Genomic DNA, 26,085 nt, shown 5'->3' on the forward strand with positions numbered 1-26,085 from the left:
CGCGGCTCATGGGCACACCCGCCCACCGGGCCACGACCAAGAAGGCCGAGGCCGGGGAAGGTTCGGAAGAATTATCTTTACTTAATTAAGTTAATCCGATTAGGCTAGGGCGACCACCTATTGGCTCGATAGAGCCGGAAAGAACTGGTACCCACCTTGCACCCCCACAAACTGCGGCAACTCGCCGCCTCGCTGCTCGCCGGAGCAGTTATCGCCACTGCCTCGATTCCCGTTCACGCGGCGGTGATCGCTCCCCAAGAACGCCACGGCGCTCCCGAACGACTCCCGCTAGCCGATCCCGACGCCACCTCCAGAACAGCCTCCCTCTTCGCCTACCTGAACTCCCAGCAGGGCCAGGGAATCCTCTTCGGGCACCAGCAAGACACCGAATTCGGAGTCACCTTCTCCGATGCCCAGGCCGACGGGACCCTGTCCGACGTCCAAGCCGCTACGGGCGATTACCCGGCGGTCTTCGGCTGGGACTTCGGCCACCAGGGCTACGGCTCGGCGCCCGGAGACCCGACACCGCAAGAGAACATCGAGCACACCGTCAAGCTGGTGCAGGCCGCCGACAAGCTCGGCGCCATCCAGACCTTCTCCGCCCATATGGACAACTTTGTCACCGGTGGCCCCTTCGATGACACCGATGGCGACGTGGTTCCGCGCATCATGCCCGGTGGAGACCACAACAAGCAGTTCACCGACTACCTCGACCGGGTGGCCAGCATCGCCAAGGCCGCCGTGGATGAACAGGGCCGTGCCATCCCCATGGTCTTCCGCCCCTTCCACGAGAACGCCGGCTCCTGGTTCTGGTGGGGCGCCTCCCATGCTTCAGCCAGCGAATACATTGAACTCTTCCGCTACACCGTGGAATACCTGCGCGATCAGAAAGACGTGCACAATTTCCTCTATGCCTACTCCCCCGGCGGCGGATTCAGCGGCAAGCCGGAAACCTTCATGAAGACCTATCCGGGAGACGACTTCGTGGACGTGCTGGGCTATGACAACTACGACAGCTCGGGCGGTTCCCAGCAGTGGCTCGACGGCCTCGTGGCCGACTTGGGCATGCTCTCCACGCTGGCCACCGTGCACCGAAAGGTAGCGGCCCTGACCGAGTACGGAGTGAGCGGGGCACTGAAAGCCAACGGAGAAAATCCCTCCATCAACTGGTACACCAAGGTCTTCAACGCGATCAAGGCCGACCCGCAGGCACGTCGCATGGCCTGGGCCTTGACCTGGACCAATTACGGCACCGGGCAGTTCTTCGTCCCCTATCCGGCCACCGGCGAGCTCGCTGAGCACGAGATGCTCCAGGACTTCCGCGCTTTCGCAGAGGATGAGTTCTCCGTCTTCAGCTCGCAGCTCTCGCCCCGGGATGTCTTTGAGCGAAAGACCAAGGCCGCGGCCCACCCGGCCAGCCTGCGGCTGGTCACGCCGGCGAACGGCACACGCATCACGCACACCGAAACCACCGTGCGGGCCAAGCTCACCGGGACCAATCCGAAGCCCGCCACGGTCGACTTCACCCTCTCGGGGCATCCTCCCATCAAGCTCAACTTCGATGCCGCCTCCGGCTACCACGTGGGCACCTTGGAGGTTCCGCAAGAAGAGCTGGTCAACCAAAGGACTGCTTTTGACTTGCGCGCCACGCTGCCCGGCCAGCGGAAACTGGAAGAAACCGGGCAACTGGTGCTGGGCCAGAAGCCTGCCTCAGCCCCGGGCGTAGTCGATGACTTCGAAGGCTACGCCGACGATTCCGAACTGCGTTCAAGCTACAGCGCAGTGGGCACCAACTCCATCTCGCTGGCGGAGGACCCCGTCGGAGCCGGCGAACGCTCGCTGCGCTTCGACTACGATTTCGGGCTGCAAAGCTACACCGGAATCACCCGCCGCATCGAAGGCGACTGGTCAAGCTTCGACCGGCTATCGCTCTGGCTCCAGCCCGACGGCTCGGGCCAGAAGCTGGTATTGCAGCTGGTCGCCGGCGGCGTCGCCTATGAGGCCTACCCGTCAATGGAAGGCACCGAGGGGCAGCAGCTGTCGATCCCCTTTGCCGATTTCCGGCCGGCCCCCTGGGATACGCAGAACGCAGACCGCCGGATCTCCCAGGCGGACCTTGCCGACCTCTCGCAGCTGAACATCTTCATCAACCAGGTGCCCGAAGCTCCATCAACGAGCGGAAGCTTCTACGTGGATGAGCTGCGCGCCCGGTAGTCCCCCGGCCTAGCCTGCAGGCTTGGCCAGGCTGTGCTGCAGCATCAGGGCCGCGGCACCCACCGAGGCCGCATCAGTCACCTGGGCCGAGAGCCGCACCGTCACATCATGTTTCGGCGCGCTCAAGGCCTCGGCACTGATGCGGTCCCGGATCTGCGTTAAATACAGGGATCCGGCGGTACTCAGCGAGGGGCCCGCCAACGTCACCGAATCCAGGTCGAGGATGTTGACCATGGCCACCACCACGGTGGCAATATGCTGTGCCGACTCTTCGATCAGCTCCAGGGCCAGCGAGTCCCCATGCACCGCCGCGCTGGCAATCGCCGCAAAATCCGCAAAGGGATTGGCTGGGTCATCGAGGACCGCAATGGTCTGGCGGCCCGCCGCCAGCTCCTGCCGGGCACGGGCGGCCACGGCCCGCGGGCCAGCCACTTCCTCCACGGTGGCCCGTTCGCCGGCGGCGCGTTCGAAGCTCGCCCGCCCCAACAGCCCGGTATTGGAACTCGCCCCGCGGTACACCGTCCCGTCAATGAGCAGCCCGGTATTGATGCTGGCCCCCATATACAGGGTGCAGTGCGCGCTGGCCTCTGGAATCGCGCCGCTCCAGTAGTCGCCCATGACCGCGGCGGTAGCCACATTGTCGACCAGGGTCAGCAGCCCGGTGGCCTTTTGCAACGCCTCGCGGACCGCAAAAAGCTCCCATAGCGGCAGGCTTGCCGAGGAGAGAATCGCCCCGGTCTGCAAATCGATGATCCCCGGCACCGCCAGTCCGATGCCTGCCACCAGCTGCCGGTCGACCCCGGAGAGCGCGAGCAGCGCCTCGATCTGCGTGGCGACGGCCGAAACCACCCGCACCGGCGCGGTGGATCGCGCTCCGCGCATGCGCGTTCGGGCCATCACCGTGCCCGCCGCATCGGTGAGCACCATGACGATCCAGTCGGCGCCCAGCTGCACGCCGATGCTGTAGCGCGCCTGCGGATTCAGGCCCAGCAGCACACGGGGCTTTCCCTTGGCCCCGGTATAGGTTCGTTCTCCGGTTTCCACCAGCAGGCCCTCGGCAAGCAGGGTCTTGACCAGGTTGGAAATGGAAGCCTGGGTCAGCCCAGTATGCCCAGCCAGCTCGACGCGGCTGACCGGTCCCTCCGCACGAACCCGATCCAAGACGAGGACTCGACTGGACTGGGCCGGTGATGGTGGAAGAACGTTGCTCATGTGCCAAGTATGCCGGTTCGATGCGATACTTTGCACATGGACAACGTCGCTGCGCGCACTCCGCCCGGACCCCGCTTCGCCCTGGCGGTGCAGATGAAAAACGGGCCCCACGACCCTGATCCATTTTTCGAGGAGCTGCTCCTTGGCCTGGAGCAGGCCCTGGACCAGCATGATGCCTCGGTGCTGCTGCGCCGCTTCGGCTCTGCCGCCGAAGAGCTGGCCGCCTACCGGGACTGGGCCAGCAGCGGCATGCTCAACGCCGTGATCATTGCCGATATCGCCGAAAACGATGAACGCGTGCTGCGCTGCCGCGAGCTGGGCCTGCCGGTGGTGGTCCTGGGCGGACCGCACATCGAGGGGGTCTCCCTGGTGGAGGTGGATAACTCCGGCGCCATGCTGATGGCTGTGGAGCACCTGGCCGGCCTGGGCCACCAGCGGCTTGGACGGGTCTCCGGCCCGGCCCAGCTGCACCACACCCAGGCACGCACCCGGGCATTCGGCGAGGCCCTGGCGCGTTTCGGGGTTGCTGGCACCAGCCTGGAAGGCAGCTACTCTCCGGGCTCCGGGGCCCAGCGCATCCGCGAGCTGCTGGGCGCGGACCCTCGTCCCAGCGCGATCATCTTTGATGACACCCTCATGGCGGTGGGCGGCCTGGCTGCCGCGCGCGAGCTCGGACTGCGCATCCCGCAGGATCTTTCCATCTTGGCCTGGGATGATTCGCCCGACGCGCGCCTGGCCGAACCGCCGATTTCGGTCGTCAGCCTGGATGTCTTCGAATTGGGGCAGCGCCTGGCCCAGGTGCTGCTGCGCACCCATGCCGGGGACCTGCAGACGGTGGTGCACGTGCCGACCGCGCGAATTGTGGTGCGCGGCAGCACGGCAGCACCGCCCGCCAAAGCCTAGGCGGGCACCTCCTCCACCTGGACGATCAGCGCCTGGCCGGGCCAGAGCAGCGGGATTTGCAGCCCGTGGATTTCCAGCAGCCTCCCGGGCAGCACCAGATCGCCCTGGGCGATCCACTGCGGGGTGATCCAGCCGAATTCCGCCTTCCCCAGCTCCTCGCGGACGCGAACCCGGTAGCGGGAGTGCGGTTTCAGGCCATGCAGCCGGATCCGTTCGGGCAGCGCCTCCTCCAAGGTGGCCACCGTGGCTATGGTCCACAACCCTGCGCTGCCGTCCTGGGCCACCACGCCGCTCACGCGAAGCGCCGGATCCAGCAGCTGCGCGTGGACCGGCACACCGGTGTGCAGCAACCCGCGCACCTCCTTGTAGAGCTCGGCGAAGTCGCGCGCCTGCTGCAGTTCCTGCTCATTGCATTCGAGCAGATTCCATTCGAAACCGGCCGAGCCCATCAGGCTCGTGGCAGCCCGGAAGGACAGGTCCAGGGTCCGCCCGGAACTATGCGAGGTGGCCGGGCCGATATGGCCTCCCACCAGCTCCGGGGGCAGGAGCAATTGGGTCCACCGCTGGATGTCCTGCCGTTCAATCGCGTCGTTGGAATCCGAGGCCCACACCCGGTCCGCGTATTCCAGGATGCCCAGGTCCGTGCGCGCCCCGCCGCTGGAACAGGATTCGATTTCCAGCCCTGGGTGCTCCTGCTTCAGCTCGCGGATCAACCGGTAGGCTGCCTGCGTGTGCTCGTGGGTTCCCGGACGCTGCCCGTGCAGCGATTCGATCAGGTCGCGATTGTGATCCCATTTGATGAAATCGATGCCGAGCTCCTGGATCAGCGCGCCCATCTGCTGGCGCACATGCGCGTAGGCGTGCGGGTTGGCCAGATCCAGGACATGCTGCGAGCGCCAGGACAGCCCCGCTGGCGGGTTGTGCACATGCTGGGCATTGTGCAGCATCCAGTCGGGGTGATTGCGCGCCAGATCGGAGTCGGGATTGACCATTTCGGGTTCGAACCAGAGCCCGAATTCCATGCCCAGCTCATGGACCAGGGCCGCCAGCGGACCCAGCCCGTCGGGCCAGACAGCGCGGTCCACCTCCCAGTCCCCCAGCCCCTTGGTGTCGTCGCGGCGGGCCATGAACCACCCGTCATCGAGCACGAAGCGCTCCACCCCGACCTGCGCGGCCAATTCCGCCAGGCGCATCAGGGTCTGCGGCTGATGATCGAAGTACACGGCTTCCCAGGTGTTGAGCACCAGCGGCCTTGGCGTGCTGGGGTGCTGTTCCCGGGCGCGCAGGGCGGTGTGAAATCCTGCGCTCAGCCCGTCCAGCCCCTGCCCCGAATAGCCGAACCAGGCCTTCGGGGTGCGGTAGGCGCCACCGGCGCCCAGCCGCATTTCTGCTGGCTGCAACAGCTCTCCGGCGCCGATCAGGGTCAGTGCTTCGCTCATCCGGTCCGTGCGATAGGTGCAGTCCGCGCTCCAGCCCAGATGCACGGCCCACAGCTCGCCGGCACGCTCCTGCGGCACCCCCGCCGAGGCGATCTGCAGATAGGGCGCATCGTGCCCGCCACGGCCGCGCCGAGTTTGCCGGACCACCGCGCCGCGCGGCATCTGGATGGTTTGCGGCGCCTTTTCACGGGTCCAGCGGCCGCTGAACATGCTCAGGTGGTCAGCGTTCTTGGGAATCGGCAGAACGCACTCCAGATGCTGCACCTCAACTTCGCCGCTTCCCTCGTTGACCAGTTCATGGCTGAGCGTGAGCACCCCTCCGGCCAGCAGTTCCAGTTCGCTGCGCATCGCCAGCTGGTTGGCGGCGTCGTGGCTTTCAATGCGCAGCTTGCAGCCGTCAACGGTGATTTCCCGGGTGATCCACCGGGGGAAGATCGGCGCCCCGGCACGCGTGGCCAGCAGCGCCGGCCGGCCGGCCCAGCCGTCGCCCTGGGTGGGCAGCAGGTTCGGCTGCCAGATGGCATCAACGGTGCCCCGCTCCTCCTGGCGTGCCCCGGCGGCCACCAGGGCGCGAAGCTCCGCTTCTGCCAGCTCGCCGGTCTCGGCGCCCCAGTGCACGACCTCAGGCAGTCCTGCGGGTCGGTGGTGCAGGATGAGGCTGGCCCCATCGCGGCTCAAGACGGTGAATTCCTTGTACTCCTGGGTCATGATCTCTCCATCATTCGGTGGGTTGGTTCTTGGGTTCTGGTTCCATCGCTGGCGCAGAGCACCTGCAAGGCGCCGCCGATGGCGGCAGACAGCGGGCCGTGCCTTGATCGTTCAACGTGCACCGGGCTCAATGCCCGGTGGCAGGAGCTGGCCTGCACGATCGAGCGCACCTCGGCGAGCAGCAGGTCCCCGGCTCCGGCCAGCGCCGGGCCGGCCAGCACCACGGTTTCGAGCCCGAAGAGGTTGACCAGGCTCACCGCGGCATGCCCCAGCCCGCGGGCCGCTTCCTTCCATAGCGCGCGGGCCTGGGGATGGCCGCGCGTTGCCTGCTCGGCGATGGCCTGGACATCGGCCATCGGATTGCCAGCCCCGCCTCCCAGTGCTTCGGCCAGGCCGGGCAGGCTCGCGGCACGCTGCGCCAATGCGGCACCTGAGCTGTATTGGGACAGGCATCCGCGATTGCCGCAGGGGCACGGCGGCCCGTTGAAGTCCACGGTGATGTGGCCCAATTCCACCGGGCGCGCATCTGCCCCGCGGAACACCTGTCCTTCATGCACCACCCCGGCCGCGATGGAACTGGCCAGATAGATCACGCCGAAGGGCTGCCGGCGTCCGCCATCAAGCACCCGCTCGGCCAGGGCGGCTGCTGTGCCCACTGGCAACAGGCGCACCGGGAAACCCGCCTGGCGCTCGAGCAGCCCGGCAATTGGCTGGCCCTGCCAGCGCGCATCCGCCTCCTTGGCCAGCAGCGTGCCGCTGGGCACGTCGAGCGGCCCTTCAGCGACCAGCCCGATGCCCAGCACGCGGTGCGGCGCGATCCCGCAGGCATCGGCCATGGCCAGGATCCTGGTGCCAACGGCTTCCAGCTGCCGGGCAGGGGCGAGGCGCTGATCGGAATCCACGCGCGATGCGCCAATGGTCCGGCCAGTGAAATCCGTGAGCACCAGCTCGATGCCGCCGCGCTCGAAGTGGACACCCACCGCGCAGCGCGAATCAGCACGCAGCTGGAGCATCCGGCGCGGCTGCCCGCCACGGGACGCGGCACGCCCGGTCTCCTCGACCAGGCCTTCTTCCACGAGCACCCGCACCAGATTGCTGATGGTCCCGGCAGTGAGCCCGGTCGCCTCCACGAGGTCAATCCGGCTGCTGGTTCCGGACACTCGCAGCAGGTCAAGCAGTCTTTCCCGGTTGGTCGGCGGAACGCTGTTGCGCTGCATCGCTGCCTTGCACCTCCTTGCTGGCCCTCGCCTTGTTCTGCGTCACACTATGAACTTCTCTTCCATATTATCTTGACCAACTTAATTTAATCACCTAACTTCTTAATGAGTCGTGATTTGCGACACAGAATCAACCACATCGGCGCTCAGGGCCGATCCGATGAAAGCGACACTCCATGTTCCCCTCCTCGCAACCGGGCACCTTGCGGCGCCATCGCGGCATGCTCGCCCTTGCGGCTGGCGCCAGCATTCTCTCCCTGGCTCTCAGCGGCTGCTCCTCCGCCGGATCCGGCCAGCCGAAGGCCGACGCCGCGGACGCCACCCTGGTGGCCTACACCGGCCAGGCCGGTGACTACCAGATCAACTTCAACCCCTTCTCGCCTTCCCAGATCGCAGGCCCGGGCACCATCTTCGAACCGCTGTTCTACCTGAACAAGGCCGCAAAAGACGCCAAGCCCGAACCCTTGCTGGGCACGGAATCCTCATGGAACGAGGATGGCACCGCGCTCTCGGTGACCCTGCGCGAGGGCGTGACGTGGAGCGACGGGGAGCCTTTCACCGCCGATGATGTGGCCTTCACCTTCAACTTGCTCAAGAAGCACCCCGCGTTGAACAGCCTGGGGTTCAAGGGCGAGGTCAAGGTCGTGGATAACACCCACATCACCTTCAACTTCAAGGACAGCGCCTTCGTCTCCGGTCCGGACATCCTGACCCAGGCGGTGATCGTGCCGGAGCACCTGTGGGCCAAGCTGAACCCGGAGACGGACGTCATCGAAAAGCCGGTCGGCACCGGGGCCTACACCCTCGCCGACTTCAAGCCGCAGGCCTTCACGCTGAAAGCCAACCCGTCCTACTGGGGCGGCGAACCCGAACTGAAAAACATCCGCTACCTGGCCCTGTCCGGCAACACTGCCGGCGCCGACGCCATTGCGCAGGGCACCATCGACTGGCAGACCGGCCCGATCCCCGACATCCAGAACGTCTCCACGAACTTCCCGGACTACGCCAAGCTGACCGTGGCCCAGAGCCAGCAGGTGCTGGCCACCTGCGCCAACGTCAAGCTGGGCTGCACCGGGGCGCAAACCGATCCTGCGGTGCGCCGCGCCATCTACCTGGCCCTGGATCGCACCCAGCTCAACACCCTGGCGTACGAAAACACCGCCGCGCCGATCTCCCCATCCTTCGCGCTGCCCGACACCCAATCGCAATGGATCTCCCAGAAGGTGCAGCCAGCGGTTGCCCCGGAAACCGCGGATCCGCAGGCCGCGGCCGCGCTGCTTGAGGAGGCCGGCTGGAAGAAGGGCGCCGATGGGATCTTCGCCAAGGCCGGCAAAAAGCTTTCGCTGACCATTGAAGTGGTCACCGGCTGGACCGACTACATCACCGCCATCCAGACCATCACCGAACAGGCCAAGGCCGCTGGCATCCAGATCCAGGCCGCCCAGTCCTCGTGGAACGAGTGGACCGACAAGCGCACCAAGGGCGAGTTCGAGCTGGCCATCGACTCGCTGTGGCAAGGTCCCGCCCCAGACCCGTACTACGTGTACAACTACTTCTTCTCCTCGGAAAGCACCGCGAAAGTCGGCAAGACCTCCGGCAACAACTACTCCCGCTACGCCAACGACAGCGTCGACAAGGCGATCAACGCGCTGAAAACCATCCCGTTTGAAGACAGCACGGCCCGCCAGCAGCAGTACGACGTGATCCAGCAGCAGATCGTCGCGGACATGCCGTACATCCCGGTGCTCACCGGCGGCACCACCAGCGTGTGGAACACCGCCAAGTTCACCGGATGGCCCACCGCAGAAGACACCTACGCCTTCCCCGCCGTCTGGTCGCGCCTGGATGCCGCACAGGTCTTCAAGGCCCTGAAGCCGGTCCAAGGCTGATTTCCCCGGCGCCGGGGACCCCCGGTCCCCGGCGCGGGACATTCCTTCGAACCACTCAAGGCAACAGGTGCAATTGTGAACTATGTAATCCGGAAACTGGGCTTCTACGCCATCGCCCTCTGGGCAGCGCTCACCCTGAACTTCATCATCCCCCGGCTGCTGCCGGGGGATCCCGTGGATATCCTGCTGGCCAAGCTGCAGCAGCGCGGCGGCAGCGTCACCGAGGAAACCCGCAAGGCCTACTCGATCCTGCTCGGCGGCGATGATTCGCAGCCGCTGATCGTGCAATATGCAGGCTACCTGGGCAACCTCTTCAAGGGCGACCTCGGCGTCTCGGTGAGCTACTTCCCGGCCCCGGTCACCGAGGTCATCGGAGCCTCCATGCCGTGGACCGTGATCCTGGTGGGGGTCTCGACCATTCTGGCCGCCGGGATCGGCATCCTGCTGGGGACCTTCGCCGGATGGCGCCCGGGGACCTGGCTGGACTCGCTGGTCCCGGCCACCACGCTGCTGGCCGCGGTCCCCTACTTCTGGCTCGCCCTGGTGCTGGTCTACCTGCTCTCCCGCGGGCTGGGCCTCTTCCCGGCGCAGGGAGGCTATGACGTGGTGCTCGACCCCGGATTCAATGGCCCCTTCCTGCTTTCCGCGATCGAGCATGCGGTCCTGCCGGCACTGACCATTGTCATCGCGGCCCTGGGAGGCTGGCTGCTGGGCATGCGCAACATGATGGTGTCCACGCTCTCCGAGGACTACGTGCTGACCGCCCGCGCCAAGGGGCTTCCCGAACGCTGGATCCTGCGCAACTACGCCGCCCGCAATGCCGTGCTGCCCTCCGTGGCCGGTTTCGCCATTTCGCTGGGCTTCGTGGTTTCCGGTTCGGTGGTGACCGAGCAGGTCTTCTCCTATCCGGGCATCGGCTCGCGCCTGCTGGCAGCGGTCACCAACAACGACTACGCCCTGATGCAGGGCGTGTTCCTCTACATCACGGTCGCGGTGCTCGCGGCCAACCTGCTGGTCGACCTGATCTATGGCCTGGTCGACCCGCGCACCCGGGCCCGCGGCTAGGAATGGAAACCGACATGGCACCTTTTAACGACACCAAAACCACCAGCGGCATCCTGGCGGACACCGGAGGGGACCCGGCGCCGGAACCCGCGGGCCGCGCCACGGCCCCCAAGGCCGCGTGGCGGATGCTGCTGCCCTCTCCCACCCCGTGGCTGGTCATCGGGCTGGGCCTGATCGTGGGCATCGCGCTGTTCGGCCTGCTCGCGCCGCTCTTCGTGCAAGACCCCAACGCGATCAGCAATATCGGGCTGAGCTCCCCGGGAGCCGAGCACCTGCTGGGCACCACCCAGACCGGCCAGGATGTGCTGGCACAGCTGGCCTACGCCACCCGCGGCTCGCTGCAGATCGGGCTGATCGTGGGCGTGCTGGCCACCGCGCTCTCGGCCTTCTTCGGCATCTACGGGGCCTACCTCGGCGGTTTCGCCGACGAAAGCTTCTCGCTGCTCTCCAACGTGTTCCTGGTGATCCCCGGCTTGCCCCTGGTCATCGTCATCTCCGGATTCGTGCCGCGCGAAAGCCGCGGCCTGTGGACCATCGCGGTGGTCTTGGCACTGACCAGCTGGGCGGCCTCCGCCCGCGTGCTGCGGGCGCAGACCCTTTCGGTGCGCAACCGCGACTACGTGCAGGCATCCAAGGTCTCCGGCGAGCGCGCCTGGCGGGTCATCGTCGTGGAGATCCTCCCGAACCTGCTGCCCGTGCTGGCCTCGCAGTTCGTCTTCGCGGTGATCGCGGCCATCCTGGGCGAGGCGGGCCTGTCCTTCCTGGGCCTGGGGGCTTCGAGTTCCTCCACGCTGGGCACCATGCTCTACTTCGCGCAGAACGGCTTTGCCCTGCCCTTGGGCGCCTGGTGGTGGTTCCTGCCTCCTGGCCTGATGATCGCGCTGTTCGGCATGGGGCTCTCGCTGGTGAACTTCTCCATCGACGAGATCATCAACCCGAAGCTGAAGAGCGTGCGCGAGGCACGGAAACTTTCGCGCGCAGCCGCCAGGGCGGCGGGCGCACAACCACGGAAGGCAGCAGCCCGATGAGCACAATATCCCCAGAACGCCTCGAAGCGGGCGCCACCGGCAAGCCGCCGGTGCTCAGCGTGCGCGGGCTGAGCGTCGTCTACGAATCCCAGAACCCGGTCACCGCCGTCAAGAATGCCTCCTTCGAGCTGGGCCGCGGGGAAATCCTCGGGCTGGCCGGCGAATCGGGCTGCGGCAAGACCACTCTGGCCTACGCCATCAATCGGCTGCACCAGCCGCCGGCCCGGATTTCCTCGGGCCAGGTTCTCTTCCACGACAGCAGCGGCCAGGAACTGGACCTGCTGGGCCTGGGCGAGAGCCAGCTGCGCGACTTCCGCTGGCAAAAGCTCTCCATGGTCTTCCAAGGCGCGATGAACGCGCTGAATCCGGTGCGCAGCATCGGCGCCCAGCTCGATGACACGCTGCGCGCCCACGCCCCCGGAATGACCCGGGCGGCCCGCCGGGAACGCAGCGCGCAGGTGCTCACCCGCGTGGGGGTGGACCCGGGCCGGCTGCGCTCCTTCCCGCATGAGCTCTCCGGGGGCATGCGCCAGCGCGTGATGATCGCCATGGCGATGCTGCTCGAGCCCCAGGTGATGATCATGGACGAGCCGACCACCGCCCTGGATGTGGTGGTGCAGCGCGATATCCTGCGCGAGATCGTGCGGCTGCGCGAGGAGCTGGACTTCGCAGTCATCTTCATCACCCACGACCTGCCGCTGCTGCTGGAGATCAGCGACCGGATCGCGGTGATGCTGCGCGGCGAAATCGTCGAGCTGGACCAGGCAGCCACCCTCTACCGGCAGGCCGCCCATCCCTACACCCGGAAGCTTCTGGCTTCCTTCCCGAGCCTGCGCGGGGACCGCGGGGCCTTTGTGCGCGGCGGCACCGCCGATGACCCCCAGGAGCAATCATGACCAGCGTTCGCGTCGAGAATCTGAGCAAGGACTACACGCTGCGCGGCGGGCTCAAGCGCCGCACCCTGCGGGCCGTGGACCGGGTCAGCTTCGAGTTGTCCCCGGGCAAGACGGTGGCCCTGGTGGGCGAATCCGGCTCCGGCAAATCAACCATCGCCAAGCTGCTCACCCGCATGGAGAAACCCAGCTCCGGGAGCATCGAGGTGCTCGATGGGCAGCAGCGGCAGGTTGCCGACGCGCACTATCGCCGGCATCTGCAGATGGTCTTCCAGGACCCCTTCGCCTCGCTGAACCCCTTCCACAGCATCGAGCACCACCTGGCCCGGCCATTGCGCATCCACCAGCGCACCGCCGGCAAGGGCCAAACCTATCAGCGGGTGCTGCAGATGCTGGAGCGGGTGAACCTGGAACCGGCCGGGCAGATCGCCGCCAAGCGGCCCCACGAGCTCTCCGGCGGGCAGCGCCAGCGGGTGGCGATCGCCCGCGCGCTGGCCCCCGGCGCGCAGGTGCTGATCGCCGACGAGCCGGTGTCGATGCTGGATGTCTCCATCCGCCTCGGGGTGCTGAACCTGCTGGCCCGGCTGCAGCGCGAAGACCAGCTCGCGGTGCTGTACATCACCCACGACCTGGCCACCGCACGGCACTTCTCCGACGAGATCCTCGTGCTCTACAAGGGCCGGATTGTCGAGCGCGGCCCCTCCGACGAGGTGATCCTGAACCCGCAGCACGACTACACCCGGCTGCTGGCGCAGGCCGCCCCGGACCCCGAACGCGTGGGCCAAGTGCTGAACACCGGCCTCGGGGTGGACCGCGCCCGGATCGACAACACGAATTGCTTCAACCATTTCACCGGCGGCTGGGAACAGCTGGATCGCACCGAGACCCAGCTGCCCGCCGCTCACCGTTAGGAACCGCTAGATGAACACCTACCCATTGACCGAAGGCTGGAGCCTGGAGGCCGCCGGCGGACAGCCGGCCATCGACCTGCCCGCGGGATTGCCCGCCGAAGTGCCCGGCAGCGTGCACACCGACCTGCTGCGCGCCGGGCTGATCCCCGACCCCTACCTCGATGCCAACGAGGCCAAGCTGAGCTGGATGCACCAGATGGACTGGCGCTACCAGAGCGTGCTGCAGCTGGATCCGGCGGACGCGGGCGAACGCGTGGACCTGGTCTTCGAGGGCATCGATACCATCGGCACCGTGGCCCTGGAGGGCCAGGAGCTGGGCCGCACCGCGAATATGCACCGCAGCTACCGCTTCGACGTGCGCGAATACGCCGACGGGAAGCCCCGCCGGCTGGCGGTCACCCTGGCCTCGGCCACGGCCTATGCCCAGGCGCAGCGCGAACGGCTCGGCGACCGCCCCAGCGCCTACCACCCCGTGCCCTTCAACTTCATCCGCAAAATGGCCTGCAGCTTCGGCTGGGACTGGGGACCGGATCTGCGCACCGCCGGGCTCTACAAGCCGGTGCTGGTGCACCGCTGGAAGGTGGCCCGGCTGGCCCAGGTGCGCCCGCTGGTCACCGTGGACGCGGCGGGCACCGGGCAGATCGAGGTGCAGGTGGACGTTCAACGCTCGGGCCTGCAGGAGCCGGGCGAACTGGAGCTGGCCGCCAGCATCCTGGGTGCCAGTGCCACCGTGCGCATCCCCGCGCACAGCAGCCAGGCAACACTGTCCCTGGCCGTGCCCCAGGCACCGCTGTGGTGGCCGGCCGGCTACGGAGCGCAGCCGCTGCATGAGCTGCAGGTCGCCCTGGGCGAACCGGAGGGCACCCAGCCGCTGGATCACTGGGCGCGCCGCGTGGGATTCCGCACCATCGAGCTGGACACCAGCGAAGACGAGCACGGCACCGCCTTCCTGCTCAAGGTCAACGGGCAGCCGGTGTTCATCAAGGGCGCCAACTGGATTCCCGATGACCACCTGCTCACCCGCATCACCCGCGAGCGCATCGAACGCCGGTTGGACCAAGCGCTGGGCGCCAACCTGAATCTGCTGCGCGTCTGGGGCGGCGGCATCTACGAAAGCGAGGACTTCTACACCGCCTGCAGCGAGCGGGGCCTGCTGGTCTGGCAGGACTTCCTGCTGGCCTGCGCCGCGTACCCCGAGGAGGAGCCCTTCACCCAGGAGCTGGCCGCCGAGGCGCGGGAGAATGTCGTGCGGCTCATGCCGCACCCGTCCCTGGCCATCTGGAACGGCGGCAACGAGAATGTCTGGGGCCATGAGGACTGGGAGTGGAAGCAGGCCCTTGACGGGCGCAGCTGGGGCGGGTACTTCGCCCACGAAATGCTGCGCGAGATCGTGGCCGAGCTGGACCCCACCCGCCCATACTGCGATAACAGCCCCTACACCCCGCACCGGGCGGCCAGCGAGCTGCACCCCAACCACCCGGATCACGGCACCCACCACCAGTGGGAGGTCTGGAACCGGATCGACTATCTGCAGTACCGCAGCGACATTCCCCGTTTCTGCTCCGAATTCGGCTTCCAGGGGCCGCCGACCTGGCGGACCCTGGGCGATTGGGTGCACAACAGCGATGGCGGACCGCTCGCCCAGTCGCCGGACCCCAGCCGCGACCCGGTGTTCCTGGTGCACCAGAAGGCCGACGACGGCAATGCCAAGCTGGAGCGCGGCCTCGCCGCGCACCTGGGGGTCCCCGCGGACTTCGAGCACTGGCATTGGGCCACCCAGCTGAACCAGGCCCGCGCCGTGCGCTACGCCATCGAGCACTATCGCTCGTGGTGGCCGCGCACCGCCGGTGCCATTGTCTGGCAGCTCAACGACTGCTGGCCGGTGACCTCCTGGGCCGCCGTCGATTCCGAAGAGCGCCCCAAGCCGCTGTGGCATGCGCTGCGCCTGGCCAATGCGCCGCGCATGCTCTCCTTCGGCGAGCGGGACGGGCAGCTGCACTTGAGCCTGGTCAACGACCATGCCGAGCCGTGGGCCTCAACCTTGTCGCTGTCCCTGCAGGGGTTCGACGGCAAGCCGCGCCACAGCGTTGAACAGCGGGTGCTGGTTCCTGCCCGATCGGTGCAATCGGTATCCATCGACCCGGCGCTGTGCGCCCCCGGCCAGGTGCGCAACGAGGTGCTGGTGGCCACCGTGGGCCAGGAGCATGCCGTGCACCTCTTCGCCCCCGACGTGGAGCTCAGCCTGGATCCGGCACCGCTGCGTGGAGTGGTCCGGGAGCTGGCCGATGGCTATGAGGTGCGGGTGAGCGCGCTTTCGCTGGCCCTGGATGCCACCTTGCTCGTGGACCGCGTGCACCCCGAGGCCAGCGTCGAACAGGGCCTGGCCAGCTTGCCGGCCGGGGCCGAGGCCAGCTTCGTGGTGCACTGCCCGCCGCTGGCGGATCCGCAGCAGCTGCTCTCCCCGAGCGTGCTGCGCACGGCCAATGACCTGCGGGCCGTCGAGCTCTCGCACCGCTCCGCGCTCGCTGGCGCAACCCAGCGCTAGCCCGCGCTCCCATCCCACCCGCACAGAAAGCCGACCACATGAGTACCGAACTACCCCTGCTGGCCATCGACGGCGGCCAGAGCTCCACCCGCTTCCGGATCGGCGATGCCACCGGCGTGCTGCCGCCGGTGCGCACCGGCGAGCCCCTGGAGCAGCAGATCAGCGGGGCCATCCGCACCGCGCTGAGCCAGCGGCCGCAGGCCGGGCCAATCCGCGTGGCGGCGGGCTATTCAGGCTTGCTGCCCGAAGCGATCGACCCCGCGCGCATACTGGAGGAATGCGCCGGCCTGGGGGTGCGTTCGGTGCATCTGGCCCATGATTCGATCTCCGGCTACCTCTCCTGCCTGGGGGAACAGCCAGGGGCGTGCGTGGCCGTGGGCACCGGGGTGGTCGCCCTGTCCACCGGGCCCACCGGATTTGCGCGCATCGACGGGTGGGGCCACCTGCTCGGCGATGCCGGCAGCGGATACTGGATCGGGCGCCGCGGGCTGGAAGCGGCCATGCGGGCGCACGATGGCCGCGGGCAGGACACCCGGCTGCTCGCCGAGCTGCAGGCCGACTTCCCGGATGTGGAGAGCGCCTATATCCAGATCCAGTCCATGGAACAGCGTGTTGCCTTCGTGGCCTCGTACGCTCGAAAGGTCATCGAGCTGGCAGATCACGATGCCGTGGCGCGGCGAATCGTGGAACAGGCCTGCGATGAGCTGGTCCACTCGCTGGATACCGGGCTGCGCCGCGTCGGGTGGGCCCCCGGCTGCGCTCCGGCGATCAGCTGGGTCGGCAATATCGCAACGAACCAGATGGTCGATGGATTGCTGCGCGGCAAAATGCTCCAGCAGTGGCCGCAGGCACGCATCCTGCCTGCCGGTGGCACGCCACTGGACGGGGTGGCGCTGCTTCCGGGTCTGCCCGGGGAGCATCCGCTCTCCTCGCAGGTGCTGCATGCACAGCGCAGCGCCTCGGCAATGCGCTGAAATTCGCTGCTCGTCCGGCATGGCAGTGCCAGCCGGACGAGCGGCCTTTTATCCGTTCAGGTTGAAGCGGGCCAGGTCCGCGGCGCCAATCAGCCCCGCGGACGGACCCAATTCGGCCTGGCAGATCTTCGCAAAAGGACGGTAGCCTCGGCCAGAGAGCGTGCGGCGGTAGGTCTCTTCGGCGGTGGCCACCAGCTGCTTTGATGCGGTGCCCAAGCCGCCGCCAATCACAATGGTGCCCGGATCCAGCACCGAGACCAGATTCGAGATGCCCAAGCCGAGCCAGCCACCCATATCTGCAATGAGGTCTTCGCAGGCCGGGTCGCCCTGGGCTGCCAGGCGGGTTACTTCCGCTCCGGTGACGGCTTCGGGGTTATCCCCGACGGCTTCGCGCAGCCGGAAAGCCACGGGCGACTTGCTGCGCACGAGTTCTGCGCCTTCACGGCCCAAGGCATTTCCCGAAGCGTATTGTTCCCAGCAGCCCCGGTTGCCGCAGGCGCACCGATGGCCACCGGGAACAATGACCTGATGCCCGAATTCCCCGGCGATGCCTGATTTGCCGCGGTGGATCTGGCCTCCGAGGATCACTGCCCCGCCAATGCCGGTGCCCAGGGTCAGGCAGACCATGTCGCTTTCGCCGCGTCCGGCGCCAAAACGGTGTTCGGCCCAGCCGGCGGCGTCAGCATCATTGACGAGCGTGACTTCGTGCCCCACCAGTTGCATCAGGCGATCACGCACCGGCTCATTGCGCCACGAAAGGTGCGGGCTGAACAGGACGTTCTTTCCCTTGCGGTCCATCCAGCCTGCGGCGCCGATGCCCACCGGCATCTCGTCGTTGCCCTCGGAGAGCTCGCGGATCATCTCCGCCAGGGCCCGTTCTGTCCCGGCCACATCGTGGTTGGGTGTCTCGCGGTGGATCTGCCCGTAGACATTTCCCTCTTCATCCACGAGAGCTGCAAGGATTTTGGTGCCACCGATGTCAACGCCGATGGAAAGATTAGCTGGACTCACAGTCATCCAGCTTAGACCCTCGGAAAACGCCAGTGGTCCTCCTGTGCTGTTTCAGACACCCTCCACGCACTGCCGGCATTCAAGAAAGCCAGGGCAACTGCGGGCGGCTGCCCCTTGGGGTAGCCGCCCGCAGCGCCGTCACTTAGTGGCCGGATCAGCGGCCCCTACTCCGGTTTCCCGGGCGTGAACTTGATGGCGTACTTGGTGCTGGTGCCGTCTTCGGCCTTTACCTCGACGGTGGCGGTGCGGCCCGGCCGCGAGGCCTGGGTGATCACCACCTCGGCCGCGGAATCCGTGGCCACGGCGCTCAGCTTCGGAAAGCTGCCTCCGCGCACGCCGGCGAGCGCATAGCTGGTGGCCTTGGGGTCGAACCCGGCCACGTCCACACCGTCGACCATCAGCCGCGCCAGGCTCGATTCGCTTGAAGGGCTGGGAGCCGCGGCAAGAATCTGCACCTCGGCCACGATCATGTGGGTATTCTCGCGGGCCGTGAGCACAACGCGCAGCTCATCGGCAACAACGCCGCCGGTGTCCACCGTGGCCACCGGTGCCCCGCCATCCGGGGCATCGATCTGGAGATCTTCGCCAGCGGCAACCCAGTCGCCCCCGCCGGTGCGCGTTTGAACGCTCAGCGACTGGGCCCAGGATTCATGCCCGCCATCCCGGTAGAAGTGCACGGCCACCTGCTCGATAGCGGTGGGCGCATCCAGCGCGTAGCCGAGCGTATCCTGCTCGTTCTTGTCACCGGATTTCCAGTTGGACCAGGCCTTGTCCCGGGTGTCGCCATTGATCGTTGCACCCGCCGAATACCCGGGCTCGGTGAAGCTGGCACTGGGCGTCGATTCCGGGGCGATGTTGCCCAGCGCCGGTGCGGTGAGGATGACCGCGGCCCGCGCCTCCAGCGGCGCAGCGTCCGGATCATTCGATTCGGCCTGCCCGGTGATGGCCAGGGTGCCGGTCCTGGATAATGCGTCGGCGCTCAGCCCGGAGGTGTCCCAGCGGACCGGGGTGTCGAAGCGCTGGGCCCCGGCGCCCACCTGGGCGGGCACGGTCGCCGGAAGCGCGGAGATCACCTGGTCGGCTGGCGCGCCGGCAAAGCTGGTCACCGATACCGGGTCCGTGGCGCTAAAGCTTCCGATGGCGATGGCCAGGTCCGCCTTCAGCTCGTTGCCGAAGACATCCGTGCCGCGCCCGGGGATGTGCCAGGTGCCCTCGGCGTTCCAGTCAACGCCGGAGGCCTGCCAGTCCACGGGCACCTGGGCACCGGCTCCGCCAGCGTAGAGCGGGGTGATTTCCGCCGGCAACTCGGCTTCGACACCGGGCAGGGTTTGCACCGCTTCGGGCTGCACGCCCACCGGTTCGGTGCTGCGCAGGTCCCACTGCTGGTTGCCGCCGCCCGAGGAGCGCCAGGTCCCGACGCTCGCGCCGGGCTCGGTGGATTCGCCATTCACGTCCAGCGCATACCCGTTGGAGGCGTTGACCAGCGACCAGGTGGATCCGTCGGTGGTGGTCGGGATCCACTGCAGCCGCCGGTCGGTGGCCGGCTCGCCGCCGGCAACCGTGAGCGTGGCTCCTTGGTCATCCACGCCCAGCGTCCTGCCCGCGCCGTCGGTCAGCGCAATGCGCTCGCGGTTGCTGCTCCCGCCAGTCAGCCGGGTGGCCGTCCAGATTTGCGCCTCGGCTTCCTGGGCGGTGGTTGCGGGCTGCTCGATGGTGGCCCCGCCCTCGCCAGCGGCCAGCGCGAGCTGCGACTGCCCGCCGATCAGGGTATAGCGCCCGCCGTCGCGCACCGGCGCGGCTTCATCGGCGATGCCCGATACCCCGCTCACGCTCAGCGTGGTGACGGACTTCGCCGGCACGGTGATTTCGGCCTTTTTCGTGGCCGGGTCGATTGCTACGGCCTGGCCGGCCACCAGGGCGCCCTGTTCGGGGGCGTCGGCCGGCGACTCGGTGGTGACATGCGGGGTGACGCTGGCCTTCTTGCGCACCTTGCCGAAGAGCGAGAGATCCAGCTCGATGGTTTCGGCCTGGTCGGACGGGTTGATGTGCACCACGTCCAGGCCCTTGCCGTCGGCATCCAGCGCGGCGGTGGCGCGGTTGCTTCCGGAGGGGATCACGTGATCGCCAGGCAGGATGTAGTGGGTGAAATTGCGCACGGTGTTGTACTTGGCGTTGGTGGCCACCGAGCACGAGGGATCCGCGTCGCCGTCGGCCAGGCGCCGAAGGGAATTGCCCTCGGCATTGCAGTCGAAGTCCACCAGCACGCTGCCCCAGTTCAGGTTCTCCACGCGCTCCATGTTGTAGCGGTCCTCCACCGGCTGCCAGAACACCCAGGCGTTCGGTTCCAGCTCGCGCAGGTCATCGATCATCCGCCCGGCCATGCCGATGCCGTTGTCGATATTGGTCAGGTTGTGCCCGCCGCTGGTGTCCCAGTCGCCTTCGACCTCGCTCATCCACAGCGGCTTGTCCGCGGCCTTGGCGATGTCGCGCACCACCCTCCGGTCCCCGGTCCCGTAGGTGTGCACGTTCAGCTGGGATACGGCGTCGCGGGCCTGCTGGTCGTAGCTCTCCCAGTTTTTGGCGAAGATGCCCGGGTTGGTCTCGTCCATGGCCGAGATCTTCACGTCGGTGCCGGATTCCTCCAGCTTTTTCGCCAGCGCCTTGGTGACCAGATTCTGCATTTCCGGCCCGATATGCGCGCCCTCCTGCCGGCTGGCGCTGGTGGGCCAGCCGTCCTCGCCCAGCCGGGTGGACCAGTAGTTGGTGTTCGGTTCATTGAACGGATCCAGCGTGGAGAAATCCACATCATGCCGGGCTTCGAGCTCCTGGACAACGGTGGCCAGGTAGGCAACATACTTGTCGATGTCCTCCTTCGCCAGCTGCTCGGCATTGCCGTCGCCGATGCCGCCGGAGACGAAGCCGCTTTGGGTCAGGAAGTAGGGCGGGGAATTGCTGAAGGCCTCCCAGACCACGTCATCGCGTTCAGCGGCCAGTGCGTCCAGCCACCAGCGCTGGGTCTCATCCGCATCAAAATCATAGGAGTTCGGATCCTCGGGATCCCAGGCCGCGGCATAGGCCTCGCGGTCCTCGTAGCTGGAGGTGATGCCGGCGTCTTTTCCTGCCTCCGGGTTCCACCAGCCCTCGACGTCTCCGCCGGGGCGCAGGTAGCCGGGCACGTCCGTGGCGTTGCCGCCACCGATGTTGTAGCGGGCGATATTCAGGTTCAGCCCTTCGGCGCCGAAGACCTTGTCGAACAGGTCCCGGCGCACCTTCTCGGGGTAGCCTCCGGTGGCGTTGGCGAACCAGACGAGGCTGGTCCCCCAGCCTTGGAATTCGGGCCCCTGGTACGAGGGGTTGGGCTTGAGCTGCACCGTGGCGCCGGTTTCCTCCGCCGCGGCCGGCGCGGCGCCGCCCAGCACTGCCGCGCTGAGGGTTCCGAGCACAAGAGCACTGCTGCTGATGACAGAGATGGCGCGTCTTACATGGCATGACAGATTTGGCATAGTTGCCTTTCGAATCGTGCGAATGACTATGTGGCGGCCGGCCGGGCACCACGCATCGACGTGATGTTAGCGTAAACATAGTCGGAATCGCGCGACTTGTGAACCCCCTGGGCAACCCGGGGCGCACAAAATTCAGTCGGCCATCAGCTGCCGGCGCGTGGAGCCGCGGTGCTGGCGCGCTGGACGAATCGCGTGGGAACAATGGAGGTTCCCGGCTTCTGCTCGCCGGTGCGCAATTGCTCCAAAATGGCCGCGACGCTGCGCCGGCCGACCTCGGCAAAATCCTGGTGGATGGTGGTCAGCGGGGGCGAATACGCGGGAGTGTCCGCCGAGTCATCGAAGCCCACCACGCTCAGGTCCTCGGGGATGCGCCGCCCGGCTTCGGCGGCCGCGCGGTAGAGCCCCAGCGCCATCTGGTCATTGGCGCAGAACACCGCGGTGCACTCGGTGTCGGCAACCAGGATCCGGCCCGCTTCATAGCCGGACTCGGCGCTCCAGTCACCGCGCACCACCTCCTTGGCCTCGCACCCTGCTTCCAGCAGGGTGTCACGCCACCCGTCCACGCGCCGCTGGGCGGCATAGGAGGATTCCGGGCCGGCCAGGTGCCGCACGCTGCGATGACCCAGTTCGAGCAGGTGGCGGGTTGCCTGCCGCGCACCATCGGCCTGGTCGGTATCCACCACGGTGTAGGCATCTCCGGCATCGGAGTCGACCACGACGGTTGGCACGCCCCGGGGCAGCACCACCTTGGCGCGGTCCAGCAGGTGGACCTCGACGATGACGGCGACCGCGTCCACCGCCAGCTCCTCCAGCCGCCCGAAGGCGTGCTCCACCCCGCCGTGGGTCGGCAGGTCCACCGGGATGAGCGTCACCGCATACCCGGCCCCGGCCGCGGCGGCGGAAATCGCCTGGATGGTCCGGTGATTGCCGAGGGTCTCCAGCGAAAAGGTGATGACGCCGATGGTGTGGAAGGATCCCAGCTTCAACGCCCGGGCGGCGCTGTTGGGCCGATATCCCAGCTCATCCATGGCCTTGAGCACCAGTTCCCGCGTTTGCGGAACCACGCCCTGGTAGCCGTTGGAGACCCGGGACACCGTCTGGGCCGACACTCCGGCGCGACGCGCCACATCGGCCATGGAAACATGGCGCTTCCGCCCTTCGCGAAGGGGATATCCACTAGTCATAAATGACAGATTACCGCCGAAAAAGAATTTGGGGGTTGGCGTAACGCAAATCACATCCTAGGATGTTTACGTAAACATCGGCCCGTCAACGGACGGCGGATGAGCTGAACTAAGGATCCGCATGACCAATACGATTACGTCGCCGCCGGCCCGCGCGCCCCGCACCCCGCACAGCGCCCGGACCACGCCGGCGCCACGCAGGCAACGCAGCTTCGCATCACGCGCACGGTGGACCGGCTGGGGGTTCCTCGCCCCGTTCATGGCCGTCTTCCTGCTGGTGTTCATCGCCCCGATCGCCTACTCGATCTACCTCAGCCTGTTCCATACGCAATTGGTCGGCGGCACCTCCTTTGTCGGCTTCGACAACTACCTGCGCGCCTTCAGCGACCCGGTCTTCTGGGGCGGGCTGCTGCGCGTCTCCTTGTTCCTGGCCATCCAGGTGCCGATCATGCTGGGCATCTCCTTGCTGGTGGCCCTGGCCGTGGACTCCGGGCGGCTCTATGGATCCGACTTCTTCCGGATCTCGGTCTTCCTGCCCTACGCGGTTCCCGCCGTGGTCGCCAGCCTGATGTGGGGCTTCATGTACGGGACGCGCTTCGGGCTGGTAGGCCAGATCAACGAGTTCTTCGGCTGGAGCATCCCCGACCTGCTTGGACCGCAGATCATCCTCGCCTCGATCGGCAACATCGTGACCTGGGAGTTCGTCGGCTACAACATGCTGATCTTCTACGCCGCGCTGCGCGTGATCCCCTCCTCGCTGTATGAGGCGGCGGCGATCGACGGGGCCGGCCAGTGGCGGGTCATCGGGTCCATCAAGATCCCCGCGATCCGCGGCGCCCTGGTGGTGGCCACGATCTTCTCGATCATCGGCAGCTTCCAGCTGTTCAACGAGCCGAGCATCCTGCAAGCCCTGGCTCCCAACTCCATCACCTCCGCGTACACCCCCAACCTTTATGCCTATTCGCTGTCCTTCGCCGGGCAGCAGCAGAACTACTCGGCCACCGTGGCCATCGTCATGGGCGTGATCACCATGGTGATCGCCTACGCCGTGCAGCTGCGCGGCATGCGGAAGGAAGCCTGAACATGGCCTTGACAACGCTCCGTCCAGCGGCGGCCCGCAGCCGCGGGACCCTGCACACCCCGGGCCGCCCCAAGCGCAGCCTGCTGCTGACCATCGTGACCGGCATTGTGCTGGTGTACTCGCTGATCCCGCTGATCTGGCTGCTGATCAACTCCACCAAATCGCAGGGCGACCTGTTCTCCACCTTCGGGTTGTGGTTCGGCAGCGAGTTCAACTTCTTCGAGAACCTCGCCCGCGCGCTGTCCTACGATGACGGGATCTTCCTGCGCTGGCTGGGCAACACCCTGCTGTATGTGGTGGCAGGAGCCGGTGGCGCCACGCTGCTGGCCGTGCTCGGCGGCTATGCGCTGGCCAAATTCGATTTCCCCGGGAAGAAGGCCGTATTCGCCGTGGTCATCGGCGCCGTGGCCGTGCCGGGCACCGCGCTGGCGGTTCCCACCTTCTGGATGTTCAGCAGCATGAGCCTGACCGACACCCCGTGGGCCATCATCATCCCGTCGCTCATCTCCCCCTTCGGCCTGTACCTGATGTGGTCCTTCGCCAAGGAGGCGATCCCCGCGGACCTCATGGAGGCCGCGCGCATCGACGGGGCCAGCGAATTGCGCACCTTCTGGCAGGTCTGCCTGCCGCTGCTGGCCCCCGGCACCGTCACCGTGCTGCTGTTCACCATGGTGGCCACCTGGAACAACTACTTCCTGCCCTTGATCATGCTGCGCGATCCCGACTGGTTCCCGCTGACCCTGGGACTGAACCAGTGGAACTCGCAGGCCGCCACCGCCGGCGGCGAAGCGATTTTCGACCTGGTCCTGATGGGCTCGCTGTTGACCATCATCCCGCTGATCATCGCCTTCCTCTTCCTCCAGCGCTATTGGCAGTCCGGCCTTTCCGCCGGCGGCGTCAAGGAATAACCCAGCAATCCACGCAGAATTTCCAACCAAACGAACGGGAAACACCAACATGTCTTCTAAGACCAGCCGCCGCCTGCTCACCGGCACCGCCTTGGCACTGTCCGCAACCCTCGGGCTCACCGCTTGCGGCGGCAGCCAGAACCCCAGCGAGGCCGCCGCCGAGGGCGGGGAATTGACCATTTGGGCCTGGGAGCCAACGCTCGACGCGGTGGTCGATGCCTACGAGGCCGAACACCCCGAGGTGAAGATCGACCTGGTGAACGTCGGCACCGGCAATGACCAGTACACCGCCTTGCAGAACGCCATCAGCGCAGGCTCCGGCGGACCGGACCTGGCGCAGATCGAGTACTTCGCCATGGGCCAGTTCGAGCTCGGCGAATCCCTGGCCGAGCTGAACGAATTCGGCGCGGATCAGCTGGCCAGCCAGTTCGCCACCGGCCCCTGGGAAGGGATGAGCACCGACGGCTCGGTCTACGGGCTGCCCATGGACTCCGGGCCCATGGCGATGTTCTACAACCAGAGCCTCTTCGAGAAGCACAACATCCAAGTGCCGAAAACCTGGGAGGAGTATGCCGCGGCGGCCCGCAAGCTGCACCAGGCCGACCCCAAGGCCTACATGGTCAACGACACCGGCGATGCCGGCTTCATCACCTCGCTGATCTGGCAGGCCGGAGGCAAGCCGTTCAACACCCAGGGCACCGAGGTGGGCATCGATTTGGCCGATGAAGGCAGCAAAAAGGTCGCAGAGCTGTGGCAGCCGCTGCTCGATGACGAGCTGGTCGCCCCGATCGCCTCCTGGAGCGACCAGTGGTACCAGGGCCTGGGCGACGGGACGATCGCCTCCCTGGTGACCGGCGCGTGGATGCCGGCCAACCTGGAATCCGGCGTGCCAGATGGTTCCGGAGACTGGCGGGTAGCCCCGATGCCGCAGTGGGAAGACGGCACGATGGCCACCGCGGAAAACGGCGGCAGCGGCCTGAGCATTATGGAGAACAGCGAAAAAGCCGCCCTGGCCTATGACTTCCTGCAGTTCGCCACCGTCGGCGAGGGCGCTGACCTGCGCATCGAGCAGGGCGCCTTCCCGGCCACCACCAAGGACCTGGAAGATGAAAAGTTCCTGAATCGCAAGTTCGACTACTTCGGCGGGCAGCAGATCAACAAGGTCCTCTCCGAATCCTCTGCCTCGGTGATCGAAGGCTGGTCCTACCTGCCGTTCCAGGCCTACGCCAACAGCATCTTCAACGACACCGTGGGCAAGGCCTACATCGGCGACACCACCCTGGGCGATGGGCTGGCCGGCTGGCAGGACGACCTGAAGGGCTACGCCACCGACCAGGGCTTCACCGCCAAGTAGCCACGCTCCATCGCGGCCACCGCCGCGGCCGAACACCACACCTTTC

General features: G+C 66.9%; 18 protein-coding genes. 12 read left to right on the forward strand and 6 right to left on the reverse strand.

Annotated features, from left to right (window positions below; translation table 11 throughout):
• Nucleotides 1-156 precede the first annotated feature (156 nt).
• Nucleotides 157-2,214: a glycosyl hydrolase gene (locus tag AOZ07_RS17500; RefSeq protein WP_060703155.1), complete on the forward strand. Its 2,058-nt coding sequence runs from the start codon at nt 157-159 to the stop codon at nt 2,212-2,214.
• A 9-nt stretch (nt 2,215-2,223) separates the two neighbouring features.
• On the opposite strand, the gene AOZ07_RS18910 is transcribed toward AOZ07_RS17500, so the two are convergent.
• Nucleotides 2,224-3,426, reverse strand: coding sequence for an ROK family transcriptional regulator (locus AOZ07_RS18910; protein WP_075972534.1), 1,203 nt, complete (start codon nt 3,424-3,426; stop codon nt 2,224-2,226).
• Between the two features lie 36 nt (nt 3,427-3,462).
• On the opposite strand from AOZ07_RS18910, the gene AOZ07_RS18915 reads away from it, so the two are divergent.
• Entirely contained in the window at nt 3,463-4,329 is an 867-nt protein-coding gene (locus AOZ07_RS18915; RefSeq protein ID WP_171918921.1) for a LacI family DNA-binding transcriptional regulator, read from the forward strand.
• Here the strand turns inward: AOZ07_RS18915 and AOZ07_RS17515 are convergent.
• Nucleotides 4,326-6,476, reverse strand: a complete 2,151-nt coding sequence (locus AOZ07_RS17515) for an alpha-galactosidase (RefSeq protein WP_060703158.1) — start codon at nt 6,474-6,476, stop codon at nt 4,326-4,328. The genes AOZ07_RS18915 and AOZ07_RS17515 overlap by 4 nt on opposite strands.
• Complete coding sequence (locus AOZ07_RS17520; protein WP_060703159.1) at nt 6,473-7,693, reverse strand: ROK family transcriptional regulator; 1,221 nt, start codon at nt 7,691-7,693, stop codon at nt 6,473-6,475. Before AOZ07_RS17520 ends, AOZ07_RS17515 begins: the two co-directional genes overlap by 4 nt.
• A 176-nt stretch (nt 7,694-7,869) precedes the next feature.
• Here AOZ07_RS17520 and AOZ07_RS17525 point away from each other — a divergent pair, with 176 nt between their 5' ends.
• The 7 genes from AOZ07_RS17525 to AOZ07_RS17555 all read left to right on the forward strand — a co-directional run bounded on the left by AOZ07_RS17525 (nt 7,870) and on the right by AOZ07_RS17555 (nt 16,998).
• Nucleotides 7,870-9,582 (forward strand): ABC transporter substrate-binding protein, encoded by a 1,713-nt coding sequence (locus tag AOZ07_RS17525; RefSeq protein WP_207758465.1) that lies wholly within the window; start codon nt 7,870-7,872, stop codon nt 9,580-9,582.
• A 75-nt stretch (nt 9,583-9,657) separates the two neighbouring features.
• A complete protein-coding gene (locus tag AOZ07_RS17530) occupies nt 9,658-10,647 on the forward strand; it encodes an ABC transporter permease (RefSeq protein WP_060703160.1) in 990 nt (329 codons plus the stop codon).
• 14 nt (nt 10,648-10,661) lie between these two features.
• The gene (locus AOZ07_RS17535) at nt 10,662-11,675 is read left to right on the forward strand and encodes an ABC transporter permease (RefSeq protein ID WP_098945527.1); all 1,014 of its coding nucleotides are present in this window, start codon (nt 10,662-10,664) and stop codon (nt 11,673-11,675) included.
• The gene (locus tag AOZ07_RS17540) at nt 11,672-12,571 is read left to right on the forward strand and encodes an ABC transporter ATP-binding protein (RefSeq protein WP_060703161.1); all 900 of its coding nucleotides are present in this window, start codon (nt 11,672-11,674) and stop codon (nt 12,569-12,571) included. The genes AOZ07_RS17535 and AOZ07_RS17540 overlap by 4 nt, the downstream gene beginning before the upstream one ends.
• Nucleotides 12,568-13,479, forward strand: a complete 912-nt coding sequence (locus AOZ07_RS17545) for an ABC transporter ATP-binding protein (RefSeq protein ID WP_060703162.1) — start codon at nt 12,568-12,570, stop codon at nt 13,477-13,479. The genes AOZ07_RS17540 and AOZ07_RS17545 overlap by 4 nt, the downstream gene beginning before the upstream one ends.
• A gap of 10 nt (nt 13,480-13,489) precedes the next feature.
• Complete coding sequence (locus AOZ07_RS17550; protein WP_060703163.1) at nt 13,490-16,024, forward strand: glycoside hydrolase family 2 protein; 2,535 nt, start codon at nt 13,490-13,492, stop codon at nt 16,022-16,024.
• Between the two features lie 38 nt (nt 16,025-16,062).
• Nucleotides 16,063-16,998 (forward strand): N-acetylglucosamine kinase, encoded by a 936-nt coding sequence (locus AOZ07_RS17555; protein WP_060703164.1) that lies wholly within the window; start codon nt 16,063-16,065, stop codon nt 16,996-16,998.
• A gap of 48 nt (nt 16,999-17,046) precedes the next feature.
• Here the strand turns inward: AOZ07_RS17555 and AOZ07_RS17560 are convergent, their stop codons facing one another.
• The 3 genes from AOZ07_RS17560 to AOZ07_RS17570 form a co-directional block, all read right to left on the reverse strand.
• Nucleotides 17,047-18,015: an ROK family protein gene (locus AOZ07_RS17560; RefSeq protein WP_060703165.1), complete on the reverse strand. Its 969-nt coding sequence runs from the start codon at nt 18,013-18,015 to the stop codon at nt 17,047-17,049.
• Nucleotides 18,016-18,173: 158 nt separating this feature from the next.
• On the reverse strand, nt 18,174-21,452 hold the full coding sequence (locus AOZ07_RS18340) for a glycoside hydrolase (RefSeq protein ID WP_194943716.1): 3,279 nt from the start codon (nt 21,450-21,452) through the stop codon (nt 18,174-18,176).
• 203 nt (nt 21,453-21,655) lie between these two features.
• Nucleotides 21,656-22,696 (reverse strand): LacI family DNA-binding transcriptional regulator, encoded by a 1,041-nt coding sequence (locus tag AOZ07_RS17570; protein ID WP_060703166.1) that lies wholly within the window; start codon nt 22,694-22,696, stop codon nt 21,656-21,658.
• A 121-nt stretch (nt 22,697-22,817) separates the two neighbouring features.
• Here AOZ07_RS17570 and AOZ07_RS17575 point away from each other — a divergent pair, with 121 nt between their 5' ends.
• The 3 genes from AOZ07_RS17575 to AOZ07_RS17585 are packed head-to-tail and all read left to right on the forward strand — an operon-like array spanning nt 22,818 to nt 26,039.
• Entirely contained in the window at nt 22,818-23,777 is a 960-nt protein-coding gene (locus tag AOZ07_RS17575) for a carbohydrate ABC transporter permease (RefSeq protein WP_084793336.1), read from the forward strand.
• Nucleotides 23,778-23,779: 2 nt separating this feature from the next.
• Nucleotides 23,780-24,685: a carbohydrate ABC transporter permease gene (locus AOZ07_RS17580; RefSeq protein WP_075972536.1), complete on the forward strand. Its 906-nt coding sequence runs from the start codon at nt 23,780-23,782 to the stop codon at nt 24,683-24,685.
• A 49-nt stretch (nt 24,686-24,734) separates the two neighbouring features.
• The gene (locus AOZ07_RS17585) at nt 24,735-26,039 is read left to right on the forward strand and encodes an ABC transporter substrate-binding protein (RefSeq protein WP_060703167.1); all 1,305 of its coding nucleotides are present in this window, start codon (nt 24,735-24,737) and stop codon (nt 26,037-26,039) included.
• The last annotated feature ends 46 nt before the right edge of the window (nt 26,040-26,085 follow it).

Origin of the sequence: Glutamicibacter halophytocola (assembly GCF_001302565.1) — a bacterium.
Taxonomy (GTDB): Bacteria; Actinomycetota; Actinomycetes; order Actinomycetales; family Micrococcaceae; genus Glutamicibacter; species Glutamicibacter halophytocola.

Excerpts from the sequence above, each read along its gene's own strand:
- AOZ07_RS18910 (WP_075972534.1), bottom strand. The coding sequence starts at position 3,426 with ATGAGCAACGTTCTTCCACCATCACCGGCCCAGTCCAGTCGAGTCCTC.
- AOZ07_RS18915 (WP_171918921.1), top strand. The coding sequence starts at position 3,463 with ATGGACAACGTCGCTGCGCGCACTCCGCCCGGACCCCGCTTCGCCCTG.
- AOZ07_RS17515 (WP_060703158.1), bottom strand. The coding sequence starts at position 6,476 with ATGACCCAGGAGTACAAGGAATTCACCGTCTTGAGCCGCGATGGGGCC.
- AOZ07_RS17520 (WP_060703159.1), bottom strand. The coding sequence starts at position 7,693 with ATGCAGCGCAACAGCGTTCCGCCGACCAACCGGGAAAGACTGCTTGAC.
- AOZ07_RS17525 (WP_207758465.1), top strand. The coding sequence starts at position 7,870 with ATGTTCCCCTCCTCGCAACCGGGCACCTTGCGGCGCCATCGCGGCATG.
- AOZ07_RS17535 (WP_098945527.1), top strand. The coding sequence starts at position 10,662 with ATGGCACCTTTTAACGACACCAAAACCACCAGCGGCATCCTGGCGGAC.
- AOZ07_RS17540 (WP_060703161.1), top strand. The coding sequence starts at position 11,672 with ATGAGCACAATATCCCCAGAACGCCTCGAAGCGGGCGCCACCGGCAAG.
- AOZ07_RS17545 (WP_060703162.1), top strand. The coding sequence starts at position 12,568 with ATGACCAGCGTTCGCGTCGAGAATCTGAGCAAGGACTACACGCTGCGC.
- AOZ07_RS17550 (WP_060703163.1), top strand. The coding sequence starts at position 13,490 with ATGAACACCTACCCATTGACCGAAGGCTGGAGCCTGGAGGCCGCCGGC.
- AOZ07_RS17555 (WP_060703164.1), top strand. The coding sequence starts at position 16,063 with ATGAGTACCGAACTACCCCTGCTGGCCATCGACGGCGGCCAGAGCTCC.
- AOZ07_RS17560 (WP_060703165.1), bottom strand. The coding sequence starts at position 18,015 with ATGACTGTGAGTCCAGCTAATCTTTCCATCGGCGTTGACATCGGTGGC.
- AOZ07_RS17570 (WP_060703166.1), bottom strand. The coding sequence starts at position 22,696 with ATGACTAGTGGATATCCCCTTCGCGAAGGGCGGAAGCGCCATGTTTCC.
- AOZ07_RS17575 (WP_084793336.1), top strand. The coding sequence starts at position 22,818 with ATGACCAATACGATTACGTCGCCGCCGGCCCGCGCGCCCCGCACCCCG.
- AOZ07_RS17580 (WP_075972536.1), top strand. The coding sequence starts at position 23,780 with ATGGCCTTGACAACGCTCCGTCCAGCGGCGGCCCGCAGCCGCGGGACC.
- AOZ07_RS17585 (WP_060703167.1), top strand. The coding sequence starts at position 24,735 with ATGTCTTCTAAGACCAGCCGCCGCCTGCTCACCGGCACCGCCTTGGCA.